14 protein-coding genes, 1 tRNA gene and 1 pseudogene are annotated in these 16,163 nt (G+C 71.4%); 13 read left to right on the top strand and 3 right to left on the bottom strand.

Translation table 11 applies throughout. The features are described from left to right. Positions 1–35: 35 nt before the first annotated feature. Positions 36–107: transfer RNA gene (locus ACIRB4_RS13400), tRNA-Val, on the top strand. Between the two features lie 78 nt (positions 108–185). Here the strand turns inward: ACIRB4_RS13400 and ACIRB4_RS13395 are convergent. Continuing rightward, positions 186–911, bottom strand: coding sequence for a 3'-5' exonuclease (locus tag ACIRB4_RS13395; RefSeq protein ID WP_403290745.1), 726 nt, complete (start codon positions 909–911; stop codon positions 186–188). Positions 912–1,031: 120 nt separating this feature from the next. Between ACIRB4_RS13395 and ACIRB4_RS13390 the strand changes: the two genes are divergently transcribed. The 4 genes from ACIRB4_RS13390 (at position 1,032) to ACIRB4_RS13375 (ending at position 5,736) form a co-directional block, all read left to right on the top strand. Beyond that, positions 1,032–1,607: a DUF4365 domain-containing protein gene (locus ACIRB4_RS13390; protein WP_403290743.1), complete on the top strand. Its 576-nt coding sequence runs from the start codon at positions 1,032–1,034 to the stop codon at positions 1,605–1,607. Beyond that, positions 1,607–2,899, top strand: a complete 1,293-nt coding sequence (locus tag ACIRB4_RS13385) for a hypothetical protein (protein ID WP_403290740.1) — start codon at positions 1,607–1,609, stop codon at positions 2,897–2,899. Before ACIRB4_RS13390 ends, ACIRB4_RS13385 begins: the two co-directional genes overlap by 1 nt. 152 nt (positions 2,900–3,051) lie before the next feature. Beyond that, complete coding sequence (thrS, locus tag ACIRB4_RS13380; protein ID WP_403290737.1) at positions 3,052–5,028, top strand: threonine--tRNA ligase; 1,977 nt, start codon at positions 3,052–3,054, stop codon at positions 5,026–5,028. Positions 5,029–5,163: 135 nt separating this feature from the next. Further along, complete coding sequence (locus ACIRB4_RS13375; RefSeq protein ID WP_403290735.1) at positions 5,164–5,736, top strand: HIT family protein; 573 nt, start codon at positions 5,164–5,166, stop codon at positions 5,734–5,736. Positions 5,737–5,754: 18 nt separating this feature from the next. On the opposite strand, the gene ACIRB4_RS13370 is transcribed toward ACIRB4_RS13375, so the two are convergent. Both ACIRB4_RS13370 and ACIRB4_RS13365 read right to left on the bottom strand, forming a co-directional pair. Beyond that, a complete protein-coding gene (locus ACIRB4_RS13370; RefSeq protein ID WP_403290732.1) occupies positions 5,755–7,413 on the bottom strand; it encodes a hypothetical protein in 1,659 nt (552 codons plus the stop codon). A gap of 194 nt (positions 7,414–7,607) precedes the next feature. Next, entirely contained in the window at positions 7,608–9,824 is a 2,217-nt protein-coding gene (locus tag ACIRB4_RS13365) for an elongation factor G-like protein EF-G2 (protein WP_403290729.1), read from the bottom strand. A 252-nt stretch (positions 9,825–10,076) separates the two neighbouring features. On the opposite strand from ACIRB4_RS13365, the gene pgsA reads away from it, so the two are divergent. The 8 genes and pseudogenes from pgsA to ACIRB4_RS13325 all read left to right on the top strand — a co-directional run. Continuing rightward, the gene (gene pgsA, locus ACIRB4_RS13360) at positions 10,077–10,739 is read left to right on the top strand and encodes a phosphatidylinositol phosphate synthase (RefSeq protein ID WP_403290726.1); all 663 of its coding nucleotides are present in this window, start codon (positions 10,077–10,079) and stop codon (positions 10,737–10,739) included. Further along, entirely contained in the window at positions 10,736–11,677 is a 942-nt protein-coding gene (locus ACIRB4_RS13355) for a phosphatidylinositol mannoside acyltransferase (protein ID WP_403290723.1), read from the top strand. Before pgsA ends, ACIRB4_RS13355 begins: the two co-directional genes overlap by 4 nt. Further along, positions 11,674–12,840: a glycosyltransferase family 4 protein gene (locus ACIRB4_RS13350; RefSeq protein ID WP_403290720.1), complete on the top strand. Its 1,167-nt coding sequence runs from the start codon at positions 11,674–11,676 to the stop codon at positions 12,838–12,840. Before ACIRB4_RS13355 ends, ACIRB4_RS13350 begins: the two co-directional genes overlap by 4 nt. 69 nt (positions 12,841–12,909) lie before the next feature. Continuing rightward, entirely contained in the window at positions 12,910–13,581 is a 672-nt protein-coding gene (locus tag ACIRB4_RS13345; protein WP_403290718.1) for an MBL fold metallo-hydrolase, read from the top strand. An 11-nt stretch (positions 13,582–13,592) separates the two neighbouring features. Beyond that, the gene (locus tag ACIRB4_RS13340; protein WP_403290716.1) at positions 13,593–14,135 is read left to right on the top strand and encodes a hypothetical protein; all 543 of its coding nucleotides are present in this window, start codon (positions 13,593–13,595) and stop codon (positions 14,133–14,135) included. A gap of 122 nt (positions 14,136–14,257) precedes the next feature. Then, positions 14,258–15,181 (top strand): pyridoxal 5'-phosphate synthase lyase subunit PdxS, encoded by a 924-nt coding sequence (gene pdxS, locus ACIRB4_RS13335; RefSeq protein WP_356895744.1) that lies wholly within the window; start codon positions 14,258–14,260, stop codon positions 15,179–15,181. 6 nt (positions 15,182–15,187) lie between these two features. Further along, positions 15,188–15,778 (top strand): pyridoxal 5'-phosphate synthase glutaminase subunit PdxT, encoded by a 591-nt coding sequence (gene pdxT, locus ACIRB4_RS13330; protein WP_403290713.1) that lies wholly within the window; start codon positions 15,188–15,190, stop codon positions 15,776–15,778. Positions 15,779–15,840: 62 nt separating this feature from the next. Then, positions 15,841–16,163, top strand: a pseudogene (locus tag ACIRB4_RS13325) (YebC/PmpR family DNA-binding transcriptional regulator); the annotation flags it as partial.

Here is a 16,163-nt window from a genome sequence, read left to right as displayed (position 1 = left end):
CACCCGCCGGGACCTGTATGGTTCAACCCGTTCCCGGGCGATTAGCTCAGCGGGAGAGCACTTCGTTCACACCGAAGGGGTCACTGGTTCGATCCCAGTATCGCCCACCGGGAGAGGCCGGTCCGTCCAGAGACGGACCGGCCTTCCGCGTTCCCGGCGCGCCGGCGTACGCGACGGCGCACCGCTCACGCCGCCGTCCGCAGTTCCGGACGCAGCGGCCACGCCGGATCCACCGTCTCCGGCGTCCCGTTGCGCGTGAACCACGCCTGCAGCCCCCGCGCCTGGGCCGCGTGCCACACCGCCTGCAAGGTGTGCAGCTCGGCCGGCGAGAGCCGGTCGAGCCGGGACGCGAACCGCCGCGCCACCGCCCGTACGAGATCCAGCGCGGCCGTCGCGTCCGCTGCCGCGTCGTGCGCGCCCTGCAGCTCCACGCCGTACTCCGCGCACAGATCCGTCAGCGTCCTGCGGCCCTTGCGGTACCGGTCCAGATGCTTGTCGAGCACCCGTGGATCCAGGACGCACAGCGACGCGTTCTGCAGATACCGGCCCAGCGAGGAGGCGCGGTGACGGCGCAACTCGCGGTCCAGGATCGTCAGATCGAAGGGCGCGTTCATCACCACCAGCGGCCGGCCCGCCGCACACTGCTCCGCCAGCGCCCGCGCCAGCTCCTCCATCACCGGAGCGGGCCAGCGCCCGTTCCGCTGCAGATGGTCGTCCGTCAGACCGTGGACGGCGGTGGCCCCTTCGGGCACCGGCACCCCCGGATTGACCAGCCAGCGCGTCACCCTCGGACGCCCGCCCGCCATGTCCTGGACGACGAGGGCGGCCGAGACGATCCGGTCCTCCTCGACGTCGACTCCCGTGGTTTCCGTGTCGAATGAGGCCAGGGGCCCCTCATACCAGTGCGTCATCCCCGAACTCCTCGCACCTTTCGGGCAGATGGCGATCCCCCTGCCCGAAACGGTGATACCCGGGCTGTTTGCGCCGTACGCGGGCCGGTGACAACACAAGTGACGGGGAAGGGAATTGCCATGGCGCTCGCCCAGCCCGAATCGGGAGGGCTGCCGCCCCAGCGGGCAGCACCGCTGCGCGGCACACTCGCCACCACCGCCTGCATGGAGACGCTTCAGGTGGGCTATCTGCACGCGGTCGCGGCGGCGGCGGGCTGTTCGCTGTCGCAGCCGTTTCCGGACAACGGCATCGACTGGCACGTGAGCCACAGCGCTCCCGGCCACACGGTCGACGACGAAGTGACCATCAAGGTGCAGCTCAAATGCACCTACCAGACACCGCCGCGGCTGCCCGGGTCCGCGTCCTCCGCCTTCTCGTTCACCCTCGACAACGACCATCTGGTGAAGCTCGCGCGGACCCCGGTCGCGGTCCACAAGATCCTGGTCGTGATGCTCGTGCCGCGGTCCCAGGAGGACTGGCTGCGGGCCGGCCACGACCGGCTCGACCTGCGGCACTGCTGCTACTGGATCAACCTGGCCGGCCATCCGGTCACGGGACGGCACCGCACCACCGTGCGCATACCGACGGCGCGGATCTTCGACGACCGGGCGCTGTGCGACATCATGACCCGCGTCGGCGTGGGAGGGAGACCTTGATGCACCGGCCGATCGACGAACCGGAGGGCGGGGCCGGACACGGCCCCGTACCACCGCCCTTCCGCCCCCACCCCGCACCCGGCGACCACCCCGGCGACTTTCCCGGCCTCCCCGGCGGTCCCTGGGTCGGGGCCGGGGGAGCGCCGGACCCCGGGCACGTGGACCCGCGCGTCCTCGGCGCGCTCCTCGCCCGCCACGGCTGGCGGCGGCGCGGCGGCGCCCCGGGCCGCTACAGCCGCTGGACCCCGCCCGGCGGCGGCGCGGGCTTCGGCGCCACCAGCCTCCTGGTGCCGGAGAGCCGCGCCTTCCCGGACTGCGAGGACCTCATCGGCGACGCCCTCACCGCACTCGCCCGCAGCGCCGCGCCCTCCGCCCGGGAGGTCCTCGTCGGGCTGACCGTGCCCAGCGACGAGATCCGCTGGTGGCGGGATGTCCCGCCCGGGCCCGCCGGCACGGTCCCCTGGAGCGTCCAGGAGCAGCTGAGGTCCGCCGCCCGTCAGCTCCTGCTGGCCGGCGCCCTCGCCGTCAGGGCACGGGCCGGGTACTACGGCGCCCGCCACCGCCGCCAGGCCCAGGCGTCCCTGGAGGCGGTCGCCGTCGGCGCAGCCCCCGAGGGCCGCGGCCTGACCGCGTTCGTCCCCGTCGACCCCGGCCGGGCCGTCGCCGTACGCCTTTACCACGCCCTCCACGCGGCCCGGGAGGCCGTCGACTACCAGCGCGCCACCGGCGGCATGGAAGCCTTCGACACCGCCGTCGAGGCCGGGGTGAGCCGGGAGCTGACCGAGGCGCTCGTCTCCCTCGTCCGAGGCAGCGAGGGGGCCAGGATCGCCGTCGCATGGGCCCCGGCCGCCGGGACACCGGAGGGCTGCGCCGCCCGTCCCGAACCGGTCGAGTTCTCGCCCGGCGACCTGCCCGCGCTCCGCGAGGCCGGCGTCCGCTATCTCACCGACGAGCCGTCCGTACCGGTACGGATCACCGGCGCCGTCGTCCGCATGCGCCGCTCCGGCCCGCGTGGCGAGGGAACCGTACGGCTGCGGGTCCTGGGCGGCGCGGAGGTGGCCCACGTCCGGGTGGCCCTGGACGAGGAGTCGTACCGTACGGCCGGCCATGCCCATCTGGTGGGACTGCCGATCCGGGTGGTGGGACGCCTGGAGCGCAGGGGAGGCTTCCGGCGGCTGACCGACGCCTCCGGCGTCGTGCCGGTGCAGGTCGACGAGGCGGAACGGGACCGGCTGATGAAGTCGCTCCACGAGAACCTCGACTTCTTCGAGGAGGCGTGCGGCGGCGAGTGACCGGGGCCGGGTCCCACCGGCCCCGCGCAAACCGTTTCGCGGTCGCGCCCCTCGGCTCGGTACGATCAACGGCGACGCGGCACCTCGTCTCTGCCGCGCACCGCCGGCGTCGGCACTTCGTATCTGCCCGCGCCCCTATGTATGGAGCACCAGTGTCTGATGTCCGTGTGACCGTCCAGTCCGCCTCAGGAGCCGAGGATCGGGCGGTGAGCGCGGGCACCACCGCCGGCGCCCTGTTCGCCGAGGACCGGTCGGTGATCGCCGCCCGTGTCGCCGGCGAGCTGAAGGACCTCTCCTATGAGGTCAGGGACGGCGATGTCGTCGAACCCGTCGAGATCTCCTCCCCGGACGGTCTCGACATCCTGCGCCACTCCACCGCGCACGTGATGGCGCAGGCCGTGCAGGAGCTCTTCCCCGAGGCCAAGCTGGGCATCGGCCCGCCGGTCCGTGACGGCTTCTACTACGACTTCGACGTCGAGAGGCCGTTCACCCCCGAGGATCTCAAGGCCATCGAGAAGAAGATGCAGGAGATCCAGAAGCGGGGCCAGCGCTTCTCCCGCCGCGTGGTGACCGACGAGGCCGCCCGCGAGGAGCTCGCGAACGAGCCGTACAAGCTGGAGCTCATCGGGATCAAGGGCTCCGCGTCGGCCGACGACGGCGCCAACGTCGAGGTGGGCGGCGGCGAGCTGACCATCTACGACAACCTCGACGCCAAGACCGGCGAGCTGTGCTGGAAGGACCTCTGCCGCGGTCCGCACCTGCCCACCACCCGCAACATCCCGGCCTTCAAGCTGATGCGCAACGCCGCCGCCTACTGGCGCGGCAGCGAGAAGAACCCGATGCTCCAGCGCATCTACGGCACCGCCTGGCCGTCGAAGGACGAGCTGAAGGCCCACCTCGACTTCCTCGCCGAGGCCGAGAAGCGCGACCACCGCAAGCTCGGCAACGAGCTCGACCTCTTCTCCATCCCGGACGAGATCGGCTCCGGCCTCGCCGTCTTCCACCCCAAGGGCGGCATCATCCGCCGCACCATGGAGGACTACTCGCGCCGCCGGCACGAGGAGGAGGGCTACGAGTTCGTCTACTCCCCGCACGCCACCAAGGGCGCCCTCTTCGAGAAGAGCGGCCACCTCGACTGGTACGCGGAGGGCATGTACCCCCCCATGCAGCTCGACGGTGGTACCGACTACTACCTCAAGCCCATGAACTGCCCGATGCACAACCTGATCTTCGACGCGCGCGGGCGTTCCTACCGTGAACTGCCGCTGCGCCTCTTCGAGTTCGGCACCGTGTACCGGTACGAGAAGTCCGGCGTCGTGCACGGTCTGACCCGGGCCCGCGGCTTCACCCAGGACGACGCGCACATCTACTGCACCCGTGAGCAGATGGCGGAGGAGCTGGACCGCACCCTCACCTTCGTCCTCAACCTGCTGCGCGACTACGGCCTGACCGACTTCTACCTGGAGCTGTCCACCAAGGACCCGGAGAAGTTCGTCGGCTCGGACGAGGTCTGGGAGGAGGCCACCGCGGTCCTCCAGCAGGTGGCCGAGAAGCAGGGTCTCCCGCTGACCCCCGACCCGGGCGGCGCGGCCTTCTACGGCCCGAAGATCTCCGTCCAGGCCCGGGACGCCATCGGCCGGACCTGGCAGATGTCGACCGTGCAGCTCGACTTCAACCTGCCGGAGCGCTTCGACCTGGAGTACACCGGTCCGGACGGCACCAAGCAGCGCCCGGTCATGATCCACCGCGCGCTGTTCGGCTCGATCGAGCGCTTCTTCGCCGTGCTCCTGGAGCACTACGCGGGCGCCATGCCGCCGTGGCTGGCCCCGGTGCAGGCGGTCGGCATCCCTATCGGCGACGCGCACGTCGACTACCTGCAGGAGTTCGCCGCCGAGGCGAAGAAGAAGGGCCTGCGGGTCGAGGTGGACGCCTCCTCCGACCGGATGCAGAAGAAGATCAGGAACCAGCAGAAGCAGAAGGTCCCGTTCATGATCATCGTCGGTGACGAGGACATGGCCGCGGGCACCGTCTCCTTCCGCTACCGCGACGGTTCCCAGGAGAACGGCATCCCGCGCGACGAGGCGCTGGCCAAGCTCGTCGACGTGGTGGAGCGCCGCGTCCAGGTCTGACGTACCGCGGTGTCACGAGGCCCCCGGGGGATCGACCGATCCCCGGGGGCCTCGCGCGTCACGGCGGAGGTCCTGCCGCTCCGGCGGCGGCCCCGGGAGCCTCCCCGGCCGCCTGCTCCGAACGGCCGAAGCAATATGCTGCACAGCATGACGACTGAGCCGGAGCAGCAGATCGGAGTGGGGACGCAGGACGCGTTCCAGCGCCTGTGGACGCCTCACCGGATGGCGTACATCCAGGGCGAGAACAAGCCGACCGGGCCCGGGGCCGAGGACGGCTGTCCGTTCTGCGTGATCCCGGCGAAGTCGGACGAGGACGGACTCGTGATCGCGCGCGGCGAGACGGTCTACGCCGTGCTGAATCTCTATCCGTACAACGGCGGACACCTGATGGTGGTGCCCTACCGGCACGTCGCCGACTACACGGATCTGGACGTGGCGGAGACGGCCGAGCTCGGTGTGTTCACCAAGCGGGCGATGATCGCGCTGCGCGGGGCGTCCGGCGCGCACGGCTTCAACATCGGCATGAACCAGGGCTCCGTCGCGGGCGCCGGGATCGCCGCCCATCTGCACCAGCACGTCGTGCCGCGCTGGGGCGGCGACACCAACTTCATGCCGGTCGTCGGCCATACGAAGGTGCTTCCGCAGCTCCTCGCCGACACCCGCGCGATGCTCGCCGCCGCCTGGCCGGCCTCTTCCGAGCAGGCATAGCCCCGCCGTCTCCGTCCGTCACGCGTCGTAGACGTCGGCCTTCTTCGGGCCGGGGTCCTGGATGGCGCCGCTCAGCACCAGCGAGCGGTTGGTGAAGCGCTCCGTGTCCACGCCGTGATCGTCGAGCACCTTGATGGTCGCGGAGTGGACCGCGCGCATCACCGGGGTCGCGGCGCGGATGGCGTCGTCGGCCATGAAGCGGTGACGCCAGGGCTGGGCCGCCCAGGCGTGCCGCAGGCCGAACGGCTCCGGCAGGACCAGCTTGCCGCCGAGGTAGTCCAGGACCGGCGGGAACCAGGTCAGCGGGGCGCGGACCGCGAGGCGGACCACCTCGTCGGTCTCGACCAGCGGCAGCTTGATCTCCCGCGTCTCCCAGAACCGTACGGTCTTGGAGACCTCCTTCGTCTTCGCCTTGGGCTTGGTGGTGAAGAGCGAGTGGACGGGCCCGAGGGCGTGGCCGGTGACCTCGACGCGCAGGGTGTGCAGCAGCGAGGTCACCGTGATCATCATGGTGAGGACGAGCTGCCCGTCCCAGAGCGTGAACTGCACACCGAGGTAGTGGCGGTTGCCGCTGCCGAACTGCTGGTCGTTGCAGATGCGCTGTATCTCGTGCGGCTTGACCTGGTAGTGGACGATGTTGTCGCCCTCGGGGCGGGCGACCTCGTCGGCGCCCTCGCCGACCGGCGAGACGATCCAGTGCTTGACGGTCGGCTTGGGGAAGCCGGTCTTGAGCGAGCCCCGCTCCAGCAGCGTGAGCTCGTCGTGGATCTTGCGCACGATGTCCCAGGCGCGGAAGTCGTGGATCTCCCGTCCCTCCTGGGGGACGAGCTCCTCGGCCAGCGTCCAGCTGCCCCACCGGGTGCCCATCCCCAGTATTCCCTTGGGCCCGGCGTAGAAGACGACGTTGGAGTGCTGCTCGGCGGTGAGCTTCTCCAGGTTCTGGCGCAGGTCCTCCGCGGCCTTCTCGGTCGGGTCCGTGGGGACCGCTTCGGGGATCATGGCCCCGATCCCGCCGCCGCTGAGCAGACCGGTCCAGCGTTCCCGCAGATCCTGGGCGGTGGCCTCGCAGACGCGCTTGGCGAGGAACCAGCCGACCACCGGGGCCACGAGCATGGCCCGGAGGTAGAACGCCAGGAAGCCGCCGAACGGAAGCTTGAACAGGACGAGCGCGGCGAGCAGCCCCGCGCCCAGGAGCAGCGCCGTGCCCAGGGCGCTGGTGCGCCGGTTGTCCGTACCGGAGACCATGCGGCGCAGCTGGATGACCCCGAGCCAGAGCAGCAGACCCGGCAGGAAGACGACACCGAAGACGAAGGTGATCAGGGTCAGCTTGGTGTCACGCTGCTTGCGGATGCGCGTGGCGGCCAGGCAGTGCTCGACCACGGGCTGCGGCTCGGTGCCGAAGGACTGGATGAGCGCCTTGCGGGCGCCGCCGAGCATCCGCACCTGGACCGCTCGCGAGAAGGCTTCGCCGAGGTCGGGCCTGAAGAGCTTGTGCCACTTGCCCTCGGTCACCTTCGACTGGTGCCATTCGTTGTTGGCCTTGAGGATCTCCTCGACCGGGCCGTCCCGGTAGGCGGCGGAGGCGAGGGCATGCGTCGCCGCCGTCTGTCCGTCCGAGCCCTGAAGGGGAATCTGTGCCCCGGGTCCGAAACTGCCGATCGTCACTGCCGCCCCCATCGCCGCGCGCCCGCGTGGTCCACCGCGTGTCCCTCTGCGGCCTGTTCCCAACTACCGCGCCCCGCACACCTTCTGAGCTGGGCACCACAGCGTAACCGGGTACCGGCGGACGCGTCACGAAGACGGACACCGACGGCCGGATGCCGCCCACGCCGGGGAGTCGGGCGGGCGGCACCGGCCGGGGTGGTGGCGAACTAGGAGCCGGTCTCCGCCTGTTGGCGGATCTTGCCGGCGAGCGGCGGCGGCATGGCCTCATGGCGGGCGTACGTACGGTCGAAGCGGCCGGTGCCGTGCGAGACGGACCGCAGATCGACCGCGTACCGGTCGATCTCGATCTCGGGGACCTCGGCCCGCACCACCGTGCGCCCCGGCCCCGCCTGCTCGGTGCCGACGACCCGTCCCCGTCGCCCGGACAGGTCGCTCATCACGGGGCCCACGTACTCGTCGGGGACGAGGACCTGGACCTCGGCGACCGGCTCCAGGAGCTGGATGGTCGCCTCCGCGGCCGCCTCGCGCAGCGCCAGCGCGCCCGCCGTCTGGAAGGCGGCGTCGGAGGAGTCGACCGAGTGCGCCTTGCCGTCGCGCAGGGTGACCCGTACGTCGACCAGGGGATAGCCGGCGGCGACCCCGCGGGCGGCCTGGGCGCGAACGCCCTTCTCGACGGAGGGGATGAACTGGCGGGGAACGGCGCCGCCCACCACCTTGTCGACGAACTCGATGCCGCTGCCCGGCGGGAGCGGCTCGACGTCGATCTCGCAGATGGCGTACTGGCCGTGCCCGCCGGACTGTTTGACATGCCGGCCCCGCCCGGCCGAGGGGCCGCCGAAGGTCTCGCGGAGCGACACCTTGTGCGGGACCGCGTCGACCTGCACGCCGTAGCGGCTGCGCAGCCGTTCCAGCGCCACGTCCCGGTGGGCCTCGCCGAGGCACCACAGCACCACCTGGTGGGTGTCCTGGTTCTGTTCGAGGCGCATGGTGGGGTCCTCGGCGACCAGCCGGGCAAGGCCCTGGGACAGCTTGTCCTCGTCGGCCTTGCTGTGCGCCTCGATGGCGAGCGGGAGCAGCGGGTCGGGCATCGTCCACGGCTCCATGAGGAGCGGATCGTCCGTGGACGACAGGGTGTCGCCGGTCTCCGCGCGGCCCAGCTTGCCCACACAGGCCAGGTCGCCGGCGACGCACCGGTCGAGCGGCCGCTGCTGTTTGCCGAACGGCGAGGTCAGCGCGCCGACCCGTTCGTCCGCTTCGTGGGGGTCCCGGCCCGCGTGCCCGCGGTCGGTGAGCCCGTGCCCCGAGACATGGACGGTCTCGTCGGGGCGCAGGGTGCCGGAGAAGACGCGTACCAGCGAGACCCGGCCGACATAGGGGTCCGAGGCGGTCTTGACGACCTCGGCGACCAGCGGGCCCTCCGGGTCACAGGTGACCGGCGGGCGCGGCTGCCCGTCGGGCGTGGTGACGGCGGGGATCTCGCGCTCCAGGGGGGTGGGGAAGCCGCGGGTGATCAGCTCCAGGAGCTCGACCGTGCCGAGACCCTGTCTTCCGCCGTCGGCGGCGGGCGCGGCGGCGAGCACCGGATGGAAGGTGCCCCGGGCGACGGCCTTCTCCAGGTCGTCGATCAGTGTCTTGACGTCGATCTCCTCGCCGCCGAGATAGCGGTCCATCAGGGACTCGTCCTCGCTCTCGGCGATGATCCCCTCGATGAGCCGGGCGCGGGCCTCGGCGATGAGGGGCCGCTGGCTCTCGTCGGGCGGATTCTCGCGCCGTTCGCCGGTGGAGTAGTCGAAGATCCGCTCCGAGAGCAGTCCGACCAGGCCGGTGGCGGGCGCGTGTCCGTCGGGCGCCTCGGCGCCGTGGACGGGCAGGTAGAGGGGGAGCACGGCGTCGGGGTCGTCACCGCCGAAGATCCGGGCGCAGACCTCGGTGAGTTCGGCGAAGCCGGTGCGGGCGGTGTCCAGGTGCGTGACCACGATGGCGCGCGGCATGCCGACGGCCGCGCACTCCTCCCACACCATGCGGGTCGAGCCGGCCACGGCGTCGGCCTCCTGGGCCGCCGAGACGACGAAGAGGGCCGCGTCCGCCGCGCGCAGACCGGCCCTCAGTTCCCCGACGAAGTCGGCGTATCCGGGAGTGTCCAGAAGATTGATCTTGCATTCGCCCCACTCCAGCGGGACGAGGGAGAGCTGTACGGAACGTTGCTGGCGGTGCTCGATCTCGTCGTAGTCCGAGATCGTCCCGCCGTCCTCGACGCGACCGGCTCGGTTGACCGCTCCCGCGGCCAGCGCGAGCGCCTCGACGAGGGTCGTCTTGCCCGATCCGCTGTGGCCGACCAGCACCACGTTCCGTACGGCCGAGGGCCGGTCGGCCGCTGGAGCCCTGCCGGCGGCCCCGGTGTGCGCGTTCGCCTTGTCGCCCATGATGTTCCTCCCGATCGCTTGCACGGTGAGGCGGGCGCGGGCGTGGGGAGGGGGCGCGGCGGACGGTGCTTCGCGTACGGCTCCGGCGACGCCCGCGGTTGTCCTTCGAGCTTCGCACCGACGTCATGGCGCGTCCATACGTCGTACGCGACGCGGCGGGGCGGGTACCCGACGGTAGGGCGCGGTGGTCCTGGCTACGATGGGTGAGCCGGTGGTCGTAGGGACCGCGGCCCACCGAACCTCGGGAAGGCCATGCTGAACAAGTACGCGCGTGCGTTTTTTACGCGTGTCCTCACACCGTTCGCCGCGTTTCTGCTCCGCCGGGGGGTCAGCCCCGACGCCGTGACGCTCGTCGGCACGGCCGGAGTGATGGCGGGAGCGCTGGTCTTCTTCCCCAGGGGAGAGTTCTTCTGGGGCACGATCGTCATCACCCTCTTCGTCTTCTCCGACCTCGTCGACGGCAACATGGCCCGGCAGGCCGGCGTCTCCAGCCGCTGGGGCGCGTTCCTCGACTCCACTCTGGACCGGGTCGCCGACGGCGCCATCTTCGGTGGCTTCGCGCTCTGGTACGCGGGCACGGGCGACGACAACATCCTGTGCGCCGTCTCCATCTTCTGTCTGGCCAGCGGGCAGGTCGTGTCGTACACCAAGGCGCGCGGTGAATCGATCGGCCTGCCGGTCGCGGTCAACGGCCTGGTCGAACGGGCCGAGCGGCTGGTGATCTCGCTGGTCGCCGCGGGCCTGGCGGGCCTGCACGCCTTCGGCGTGCCCGGTGTCGACGTGCTGCTGCCCATCGCGCTGTGGATCGTGGCGGTGGGCTCCGCGGTGACGCTGGGACAGCGGGTGGTGACCGTACGGCGGGAGTCGGCGGAGGCGGACGCGGCCTCCGGGCGGGGGAGCGAGGCGACGTCATGAGTGGTGCGAACGACCTACGGGACCGGCTGACCGACGGGCTGTACGGGCTCGGCTGGTCGACGGTGAAGAAGCTCCCGGAGCCGGTCGCGACCGGCCTCGGCCGGCGGATCGCCGATTTGGCATGGAAGCGGCGCGGCGCGAGCGTGCTGCGGCTGGAGTCGAACCTCGCGCGCGTGGTGCCCGACGCCACGCCCGAGCGGCTCGCCGAGCTCTCCAAGGCCGGTATGCGCTCCTACATGCGGTACTGGATGGAGTCCTTCCGGCTGCCGACCTGGAGCAAGGAACGGGTCGACGACGGCGTCCGCATCAAGGACGTCCACCACCTGAAGGACGGGCTCGCGTCCGGGCGCGGGGTGATCGTCGCCCTGCCGCACCTGGCCAACTGGGACCTGGCGGGTGTGTGGGCGACCCGCTCGCTCGGCGTGCCGTTCACGACGGTCGCGGAGCGGCTCAAGCCGGAGACGCTGTTCGACCGCTTCGTCGCGTACCGCGAGTCCCTGGGCATGGAGGTCCTGCCCCACACCGGGGGCGCCGCCTTCGGCACCCTGGCACGGCGGCTGCGGGCCGGCGGCCTGGTCTGCCTGGTCGCCGACCGCGACCTGTCGTCGTCCGGCACCGAGGTCACGTTCTTCGGCGACACCGCGCGGATGCCGGCCGGCCCCGCGATGCTGGCGCAGCACACCGGCGCCCTGCTGTTGCCGGTCACGCTCTGGTACGACGACGACCCGCCGGTCATGAGGGGGCAGGTGCACGCGCCCGTCGACGTGCCGGAGTCGGGTACCCGGGCCGAGAAGACGTCCGTGATGACCCAGGCGCTGGCCGACGCCTTCGCCACCGGCATCGCGGACCACCCGGAGGACTGGCACATGCTGCAACGACTGTGGCTCGCGGACCTGGAGGAACGGGGCGCCGACCGGGCGGAGGGGTCGCGGTCTTGAGGATCGGCATCGTCTGCCCGTACTCGTGGGACGTGCCGGGCGGCGTCCAGTTCCACATCCGCGACCTCGCCGAGCACCTGATCCGGCTGGGCCACGAGGTCTCCGTGCTCGCCCCCGCCGACGACGAGACACCGCTCCCGCCGTACGTCGTCTCGGCCGGGCGGGCCGTACCCGTGCCGTACAACGGCTCCGTGGCGCGGCTCAACTTCGGCTTCCTCTCGGCGGCACGGGTGCGGCGCTGGCTCCACGACGGCACCTTCGACGTGATCCACATCCACGAGCCGGCCTCCCCCTCGCTGGGGCTGCTGACCTGCTGGGCGGCGCAGGGGCCGATCGTCGCCACCTTCCACACCTCCAACCCGCGCTCCCGGGCGATGATCGCCGCGTACCCGATCCTCCAGCCGGCGCTGGAGAAGATCAGCGCGCGGATCGCGGTGAGCGAGTACGCCCGCCGGACGCTGGTCGAGCATCTGGGCGGGGACGCGGTCGTCATCCCCAACGGCGTCGACGTCGACTTCTTCGCGCGGGCCGAGCCGAAGAAGGAGTGGCAGGGGGAGACGCTCGGGTTCATCGGGCGGATCGACGAACCCCGCAAGGGCCTGCCCGTGCTGATGAGGGCCCTGCCGAAGATCCTCGCGGAGCGGCCGGGGGCGCGGCTGGTCGTCGCCGGGCGCGGTGACGAGGAGGAGGCCGTGGCATCGCTGCCCCCCGAGATGCGTGCGCGGGTCGAGTTCCTCGGGATGGTCAGCGACGAGGACAAGGCGCGGCTGCTGCGCAGCGTCGACGTCTACGTGGCGCCCAACACCGGGGGCGAGAGCTTCGGCATCATCCTGGTCGAGGCGATGTCGGCGGGCGCGCCGGTCCTCGCCTCCGATCTCGACGCGTTCGCCCAGGTCCTGGACCAGGGCGGGGCGGGCGAGCTGTTCGCCAACGAGGACGCGGACGCGCTGGCGAGCGCGGCGATCCGGCTGCTCGGGGACGAGGAGCGACGCGAGGAGCTGCGGGCCCGGGGAAGCGCGCATGTCCGGCGCTTCGACTGGTCGACGGTGGGCGCGGACATCCTGGCGGTGTACGAGACGGTGACGGACGGCGCGGCGTCGGTGGCGACGGACGAACGCACCGGACTGCGGGCGTGGTTCGGCCTCGGGGCGGCACGGGACTGAGGGTTCCGCGGGACCCTTCGGCGGGGCCGGGGCTTCACCTCCCGAGGCACGGGGTGGCACGCTGAGCCGATGACCTCACCGACCGTGGAACTCCTGGACCTGGGGTACTTCGTACGGCCCGCCGCCGAGTGGGGCGGCCCCCACGCGCGCGTGGAGCCCGCCCTCGCCTATCTCGTGCGGCACGAGGACGGGACGCTCCTCTTCGACACCGGCATGGGCGCCGGATCGCCCGAGGCCGACGCGCACTACCAGCCCGTCCGCAAGCCCCTCCCCGTCCGCCCCCACGACGTCGACCTCGTCGTGAACTGCCACCTCCACTTCGACCACATCGGCGGCAACCAGCTCTTCGCGGACACCCCCGTCGTCGTCCAGCGCAAGGAGCTCGCCACCGCCCGCGCCGGCGGCTACACCCTCGATCACCTCGTCGACGGCGTCCGGTACCAGGAGATCGACGGCGAGTACGAGGTCGCAGCCGGCATCCGGATCGTGCCGACGCCCGGGCACACCGAGGGCCACCAGTCCCTCGTCCTCGACCAGGGCGACCGGGTGACCGTCCTCGCCGGGCAGGCGTACGACTTCGCCTCCGAGTTCGCCACCGAGGAGATGGGCCGGCGCGCCGGACTCCTGCCGTACCGGCCGTGGATCGACCGGTTCGCCGAACTCGCCGACGGCCGGACCGCGCACGTCCGGTTCGCCCATGACCGTGCCCTCTGGGAGGGTGTGCTGCCCCCGCCCCGGTAGCCTGTGCGCCCGTGACCGAAACCCTGATCTGGACCGTCGTCGCGCTGATCGCGATCGGCCTGTACCTCAGCTGGACCGCCGGGCGGCTCGACCGGCTGCACTCCCGTATCGACGCCGCCCGCGCCGCGCTCGACGCCCAGCTGCTGCGCCGGGCCTCGGTCACCCAGGAGCTGGCCACCTCCGGCATCCTCGACCCCGCCGCCTCGATCGTGCTCTACGAGGCGGCCCACGCCGCCCGCCAGGCCGAGGAGGACCAGCGCGAGGTCGCCGAGAGCGAGCTGAGCCAGGCGCTGCGCGCCGTGTTCGGCGAGCCCGAACAGGTCGAGGTCGTACGGGAGACCCCCGGCGGCGAGGAGGCCGCCGGCGAACTCGCGGCGGCCGTGCGCCGTGTCCCCATGGCCCGCAGGTTCCACAACGACTCCGTGCGCGCCGCGCGGGCGCTGCGCCGGCACCGGACGGTGCGCTGGTTCCGGCTGGCGGGGCACGCCCCGTTCCCGCTCGCCTTCGAAATGGACGACGAGCCGCCTCTCGCCCTTGCCGATCGCCCGGCCTGACCGCCCCCACCTGCGAAACCGGCGAAAACGATCCACCGGCTCCACATTGGCCCTTGCTGTGGACTGGTGGTGGCCTGTTTCCTCACTCTTGTCTGAACACCGCTTTCCCGAGTGAGGTCCCCGTGTCCACCACGCTTCCCAACAGCAACCAGTCCGCAGAGTCCTCGGCGATTGGCACGTCCCGCGTCAAGCGCGGCATGGCCGAGCAGCTCAAGGGCGGCGTGATCATGGACGTGGTCAACGCCGAGCAGGCGAAGATCGCCGAGGACGCCGGCGCCGTGGCCGTCATGGCCCTGGAGCGGGTCCCGGCCGACATCCGCAAGGACGGCGGGGTCGCCCGTATGTCCGACCCGAACATGATCGAAGAGATCATCGGCGCGGTCTCCATCCCGGTGATGGCCAAGTCCCGCATCGGCCACTTCGTCGAGGCCCAGGTGCTGCAGTCCCTCGGCGTCGACTACATCGACGAGTCCGAGGTCCTCACCCCGGCCGACGAGGTCAACCACTCCGACAAGTGGGCGTTCACCACTCCCTTCGTCTGCGGCGCCACCAACCTGGGCGAGGCCCTGCGCCGTATCGCCGAGGGCGCGGCCATGATCCGCTCCAAGGGCGAGGCCGGCACCGGCAACGTCGTCGAGGCCGTCCGCCACCTGCGCCAGATCAAGAACGAGATCGCCCGCCTGCGCGGCTACGACAACAACGAGCTGTTCGCCGCCGCCAAGGAGCTGCGCGCGCCGTACGAGCTGGTCAAGGAAGTCGCCGAGCTCGGCAAGCTTCCCGTCGTGCTCTTCTCCGCCGGTGGCGTCGCCACCCCCGCCGACGCCGCGCTGATGCGCCAGCTCGGCGCCGAGGGCGTCTTCGTCGGCTCCGGCATCTTCAAGTCGGGCGACCCGGCCAAGCGCGCCGCCGCCATCGTGAAGGCCACCACCTTCTACGACGACCCGAAGATCATCGCCGACGCCTCCCGCAACCTGGGCGAGGCCATGGTCGGCATCAACTGCGACACCCTCCCCGAGTCCGAGCGCTACGCCAACCGCGGCTGGTAATTCCCCATGAACACTCCTGTGATCGGTGTCCTGGCACTCCAGGGCGACGTACGGGAGCACCTGATCGCCCTGGCCGCGGCTGACGCCGTGGCCAGGCCGGTCCGGCGCCCCGAAGAGCTCGCCGAGATCGACGGCCTGGTCGTGCCCGGTGGCGAGTCCACCACCATCTCCAAGCTGGCCGCCCTGTTCGGCCTGATGCAGCCGCTGCGCGAGCGCATCGCCGCCGGCCTGCCGGTGTACGGCACCTGCGCCGGGCTGATCATGCTCGCCGACAAGATCCTCGACCCGCGTTCGGGCCAGGAGACCTTCGGCGGCATCGACATGATCGTCCGCCGCAACGCGTTCGGGCGGCAGAACGAGTCCTTCGAGGCGGGTGTCGCCGTCAGCGGCATCGACGACGGACCCGTCGAGGGCGTCTTCATCCGCGCTCCCTGGGTCGAGTCCGTCAGCGCTCAGGTCGAGGTCCTGGCCGAGCACGAGGGACACATCGTCGCCGTCCGCCAGGGCCGGGCCCTCGCGACCTCGTTCCACCCCGAACTCACGGGCGACCACCGCCTGCACGCCCTGTTCGTCGACATGGTGCGCGCGGCCCGGTGACACGGTCCCGGTAGGATCTCTGGGGTTCGTTCAGAAATGGGTTACGCGAAGGAGACAGGCAGATGTCCGGCCACTCTAAATGGGCTACGACGAAGCACAAGAAGGCCGTGATCGACGCCAAGCGCGGCAAGCTCTTCGCGAAGCTGATCAAGAACATCGAGGTCGCGGCCCGCACCGGCGGCGCCGACCCCGAGGGGAACCCGACCCTCTTCGACGCCATCCAGAAGGCCAAGAAGAGCTCCGTCCCGAACAAGAACATCGACTCCGCGGTGAAGCGCGGCGGTGGTCTCGAGGCCGGCGGCGTCGACTACGAGACGATCATGTACGAGGGTTATGGCCCGAACGGCGTCGCGGTGCTCATCGAGTGCCTCACCGACAACCGCGG

The sequence above is a fragment of the Streptomyces sp. NPDC093600 genome (assembly GCF_044764755.1).
GTDB lineage: Bacteria > Actinomycetota > Actinomycetes > Streptomycetales > Streptomycetaceae > Streptomyces.
The sequence above is the reverse complement of the archived record's forward strand: the minus strand, read 5'-3'. Positions and strand labels throughout refer to the sequence as shown.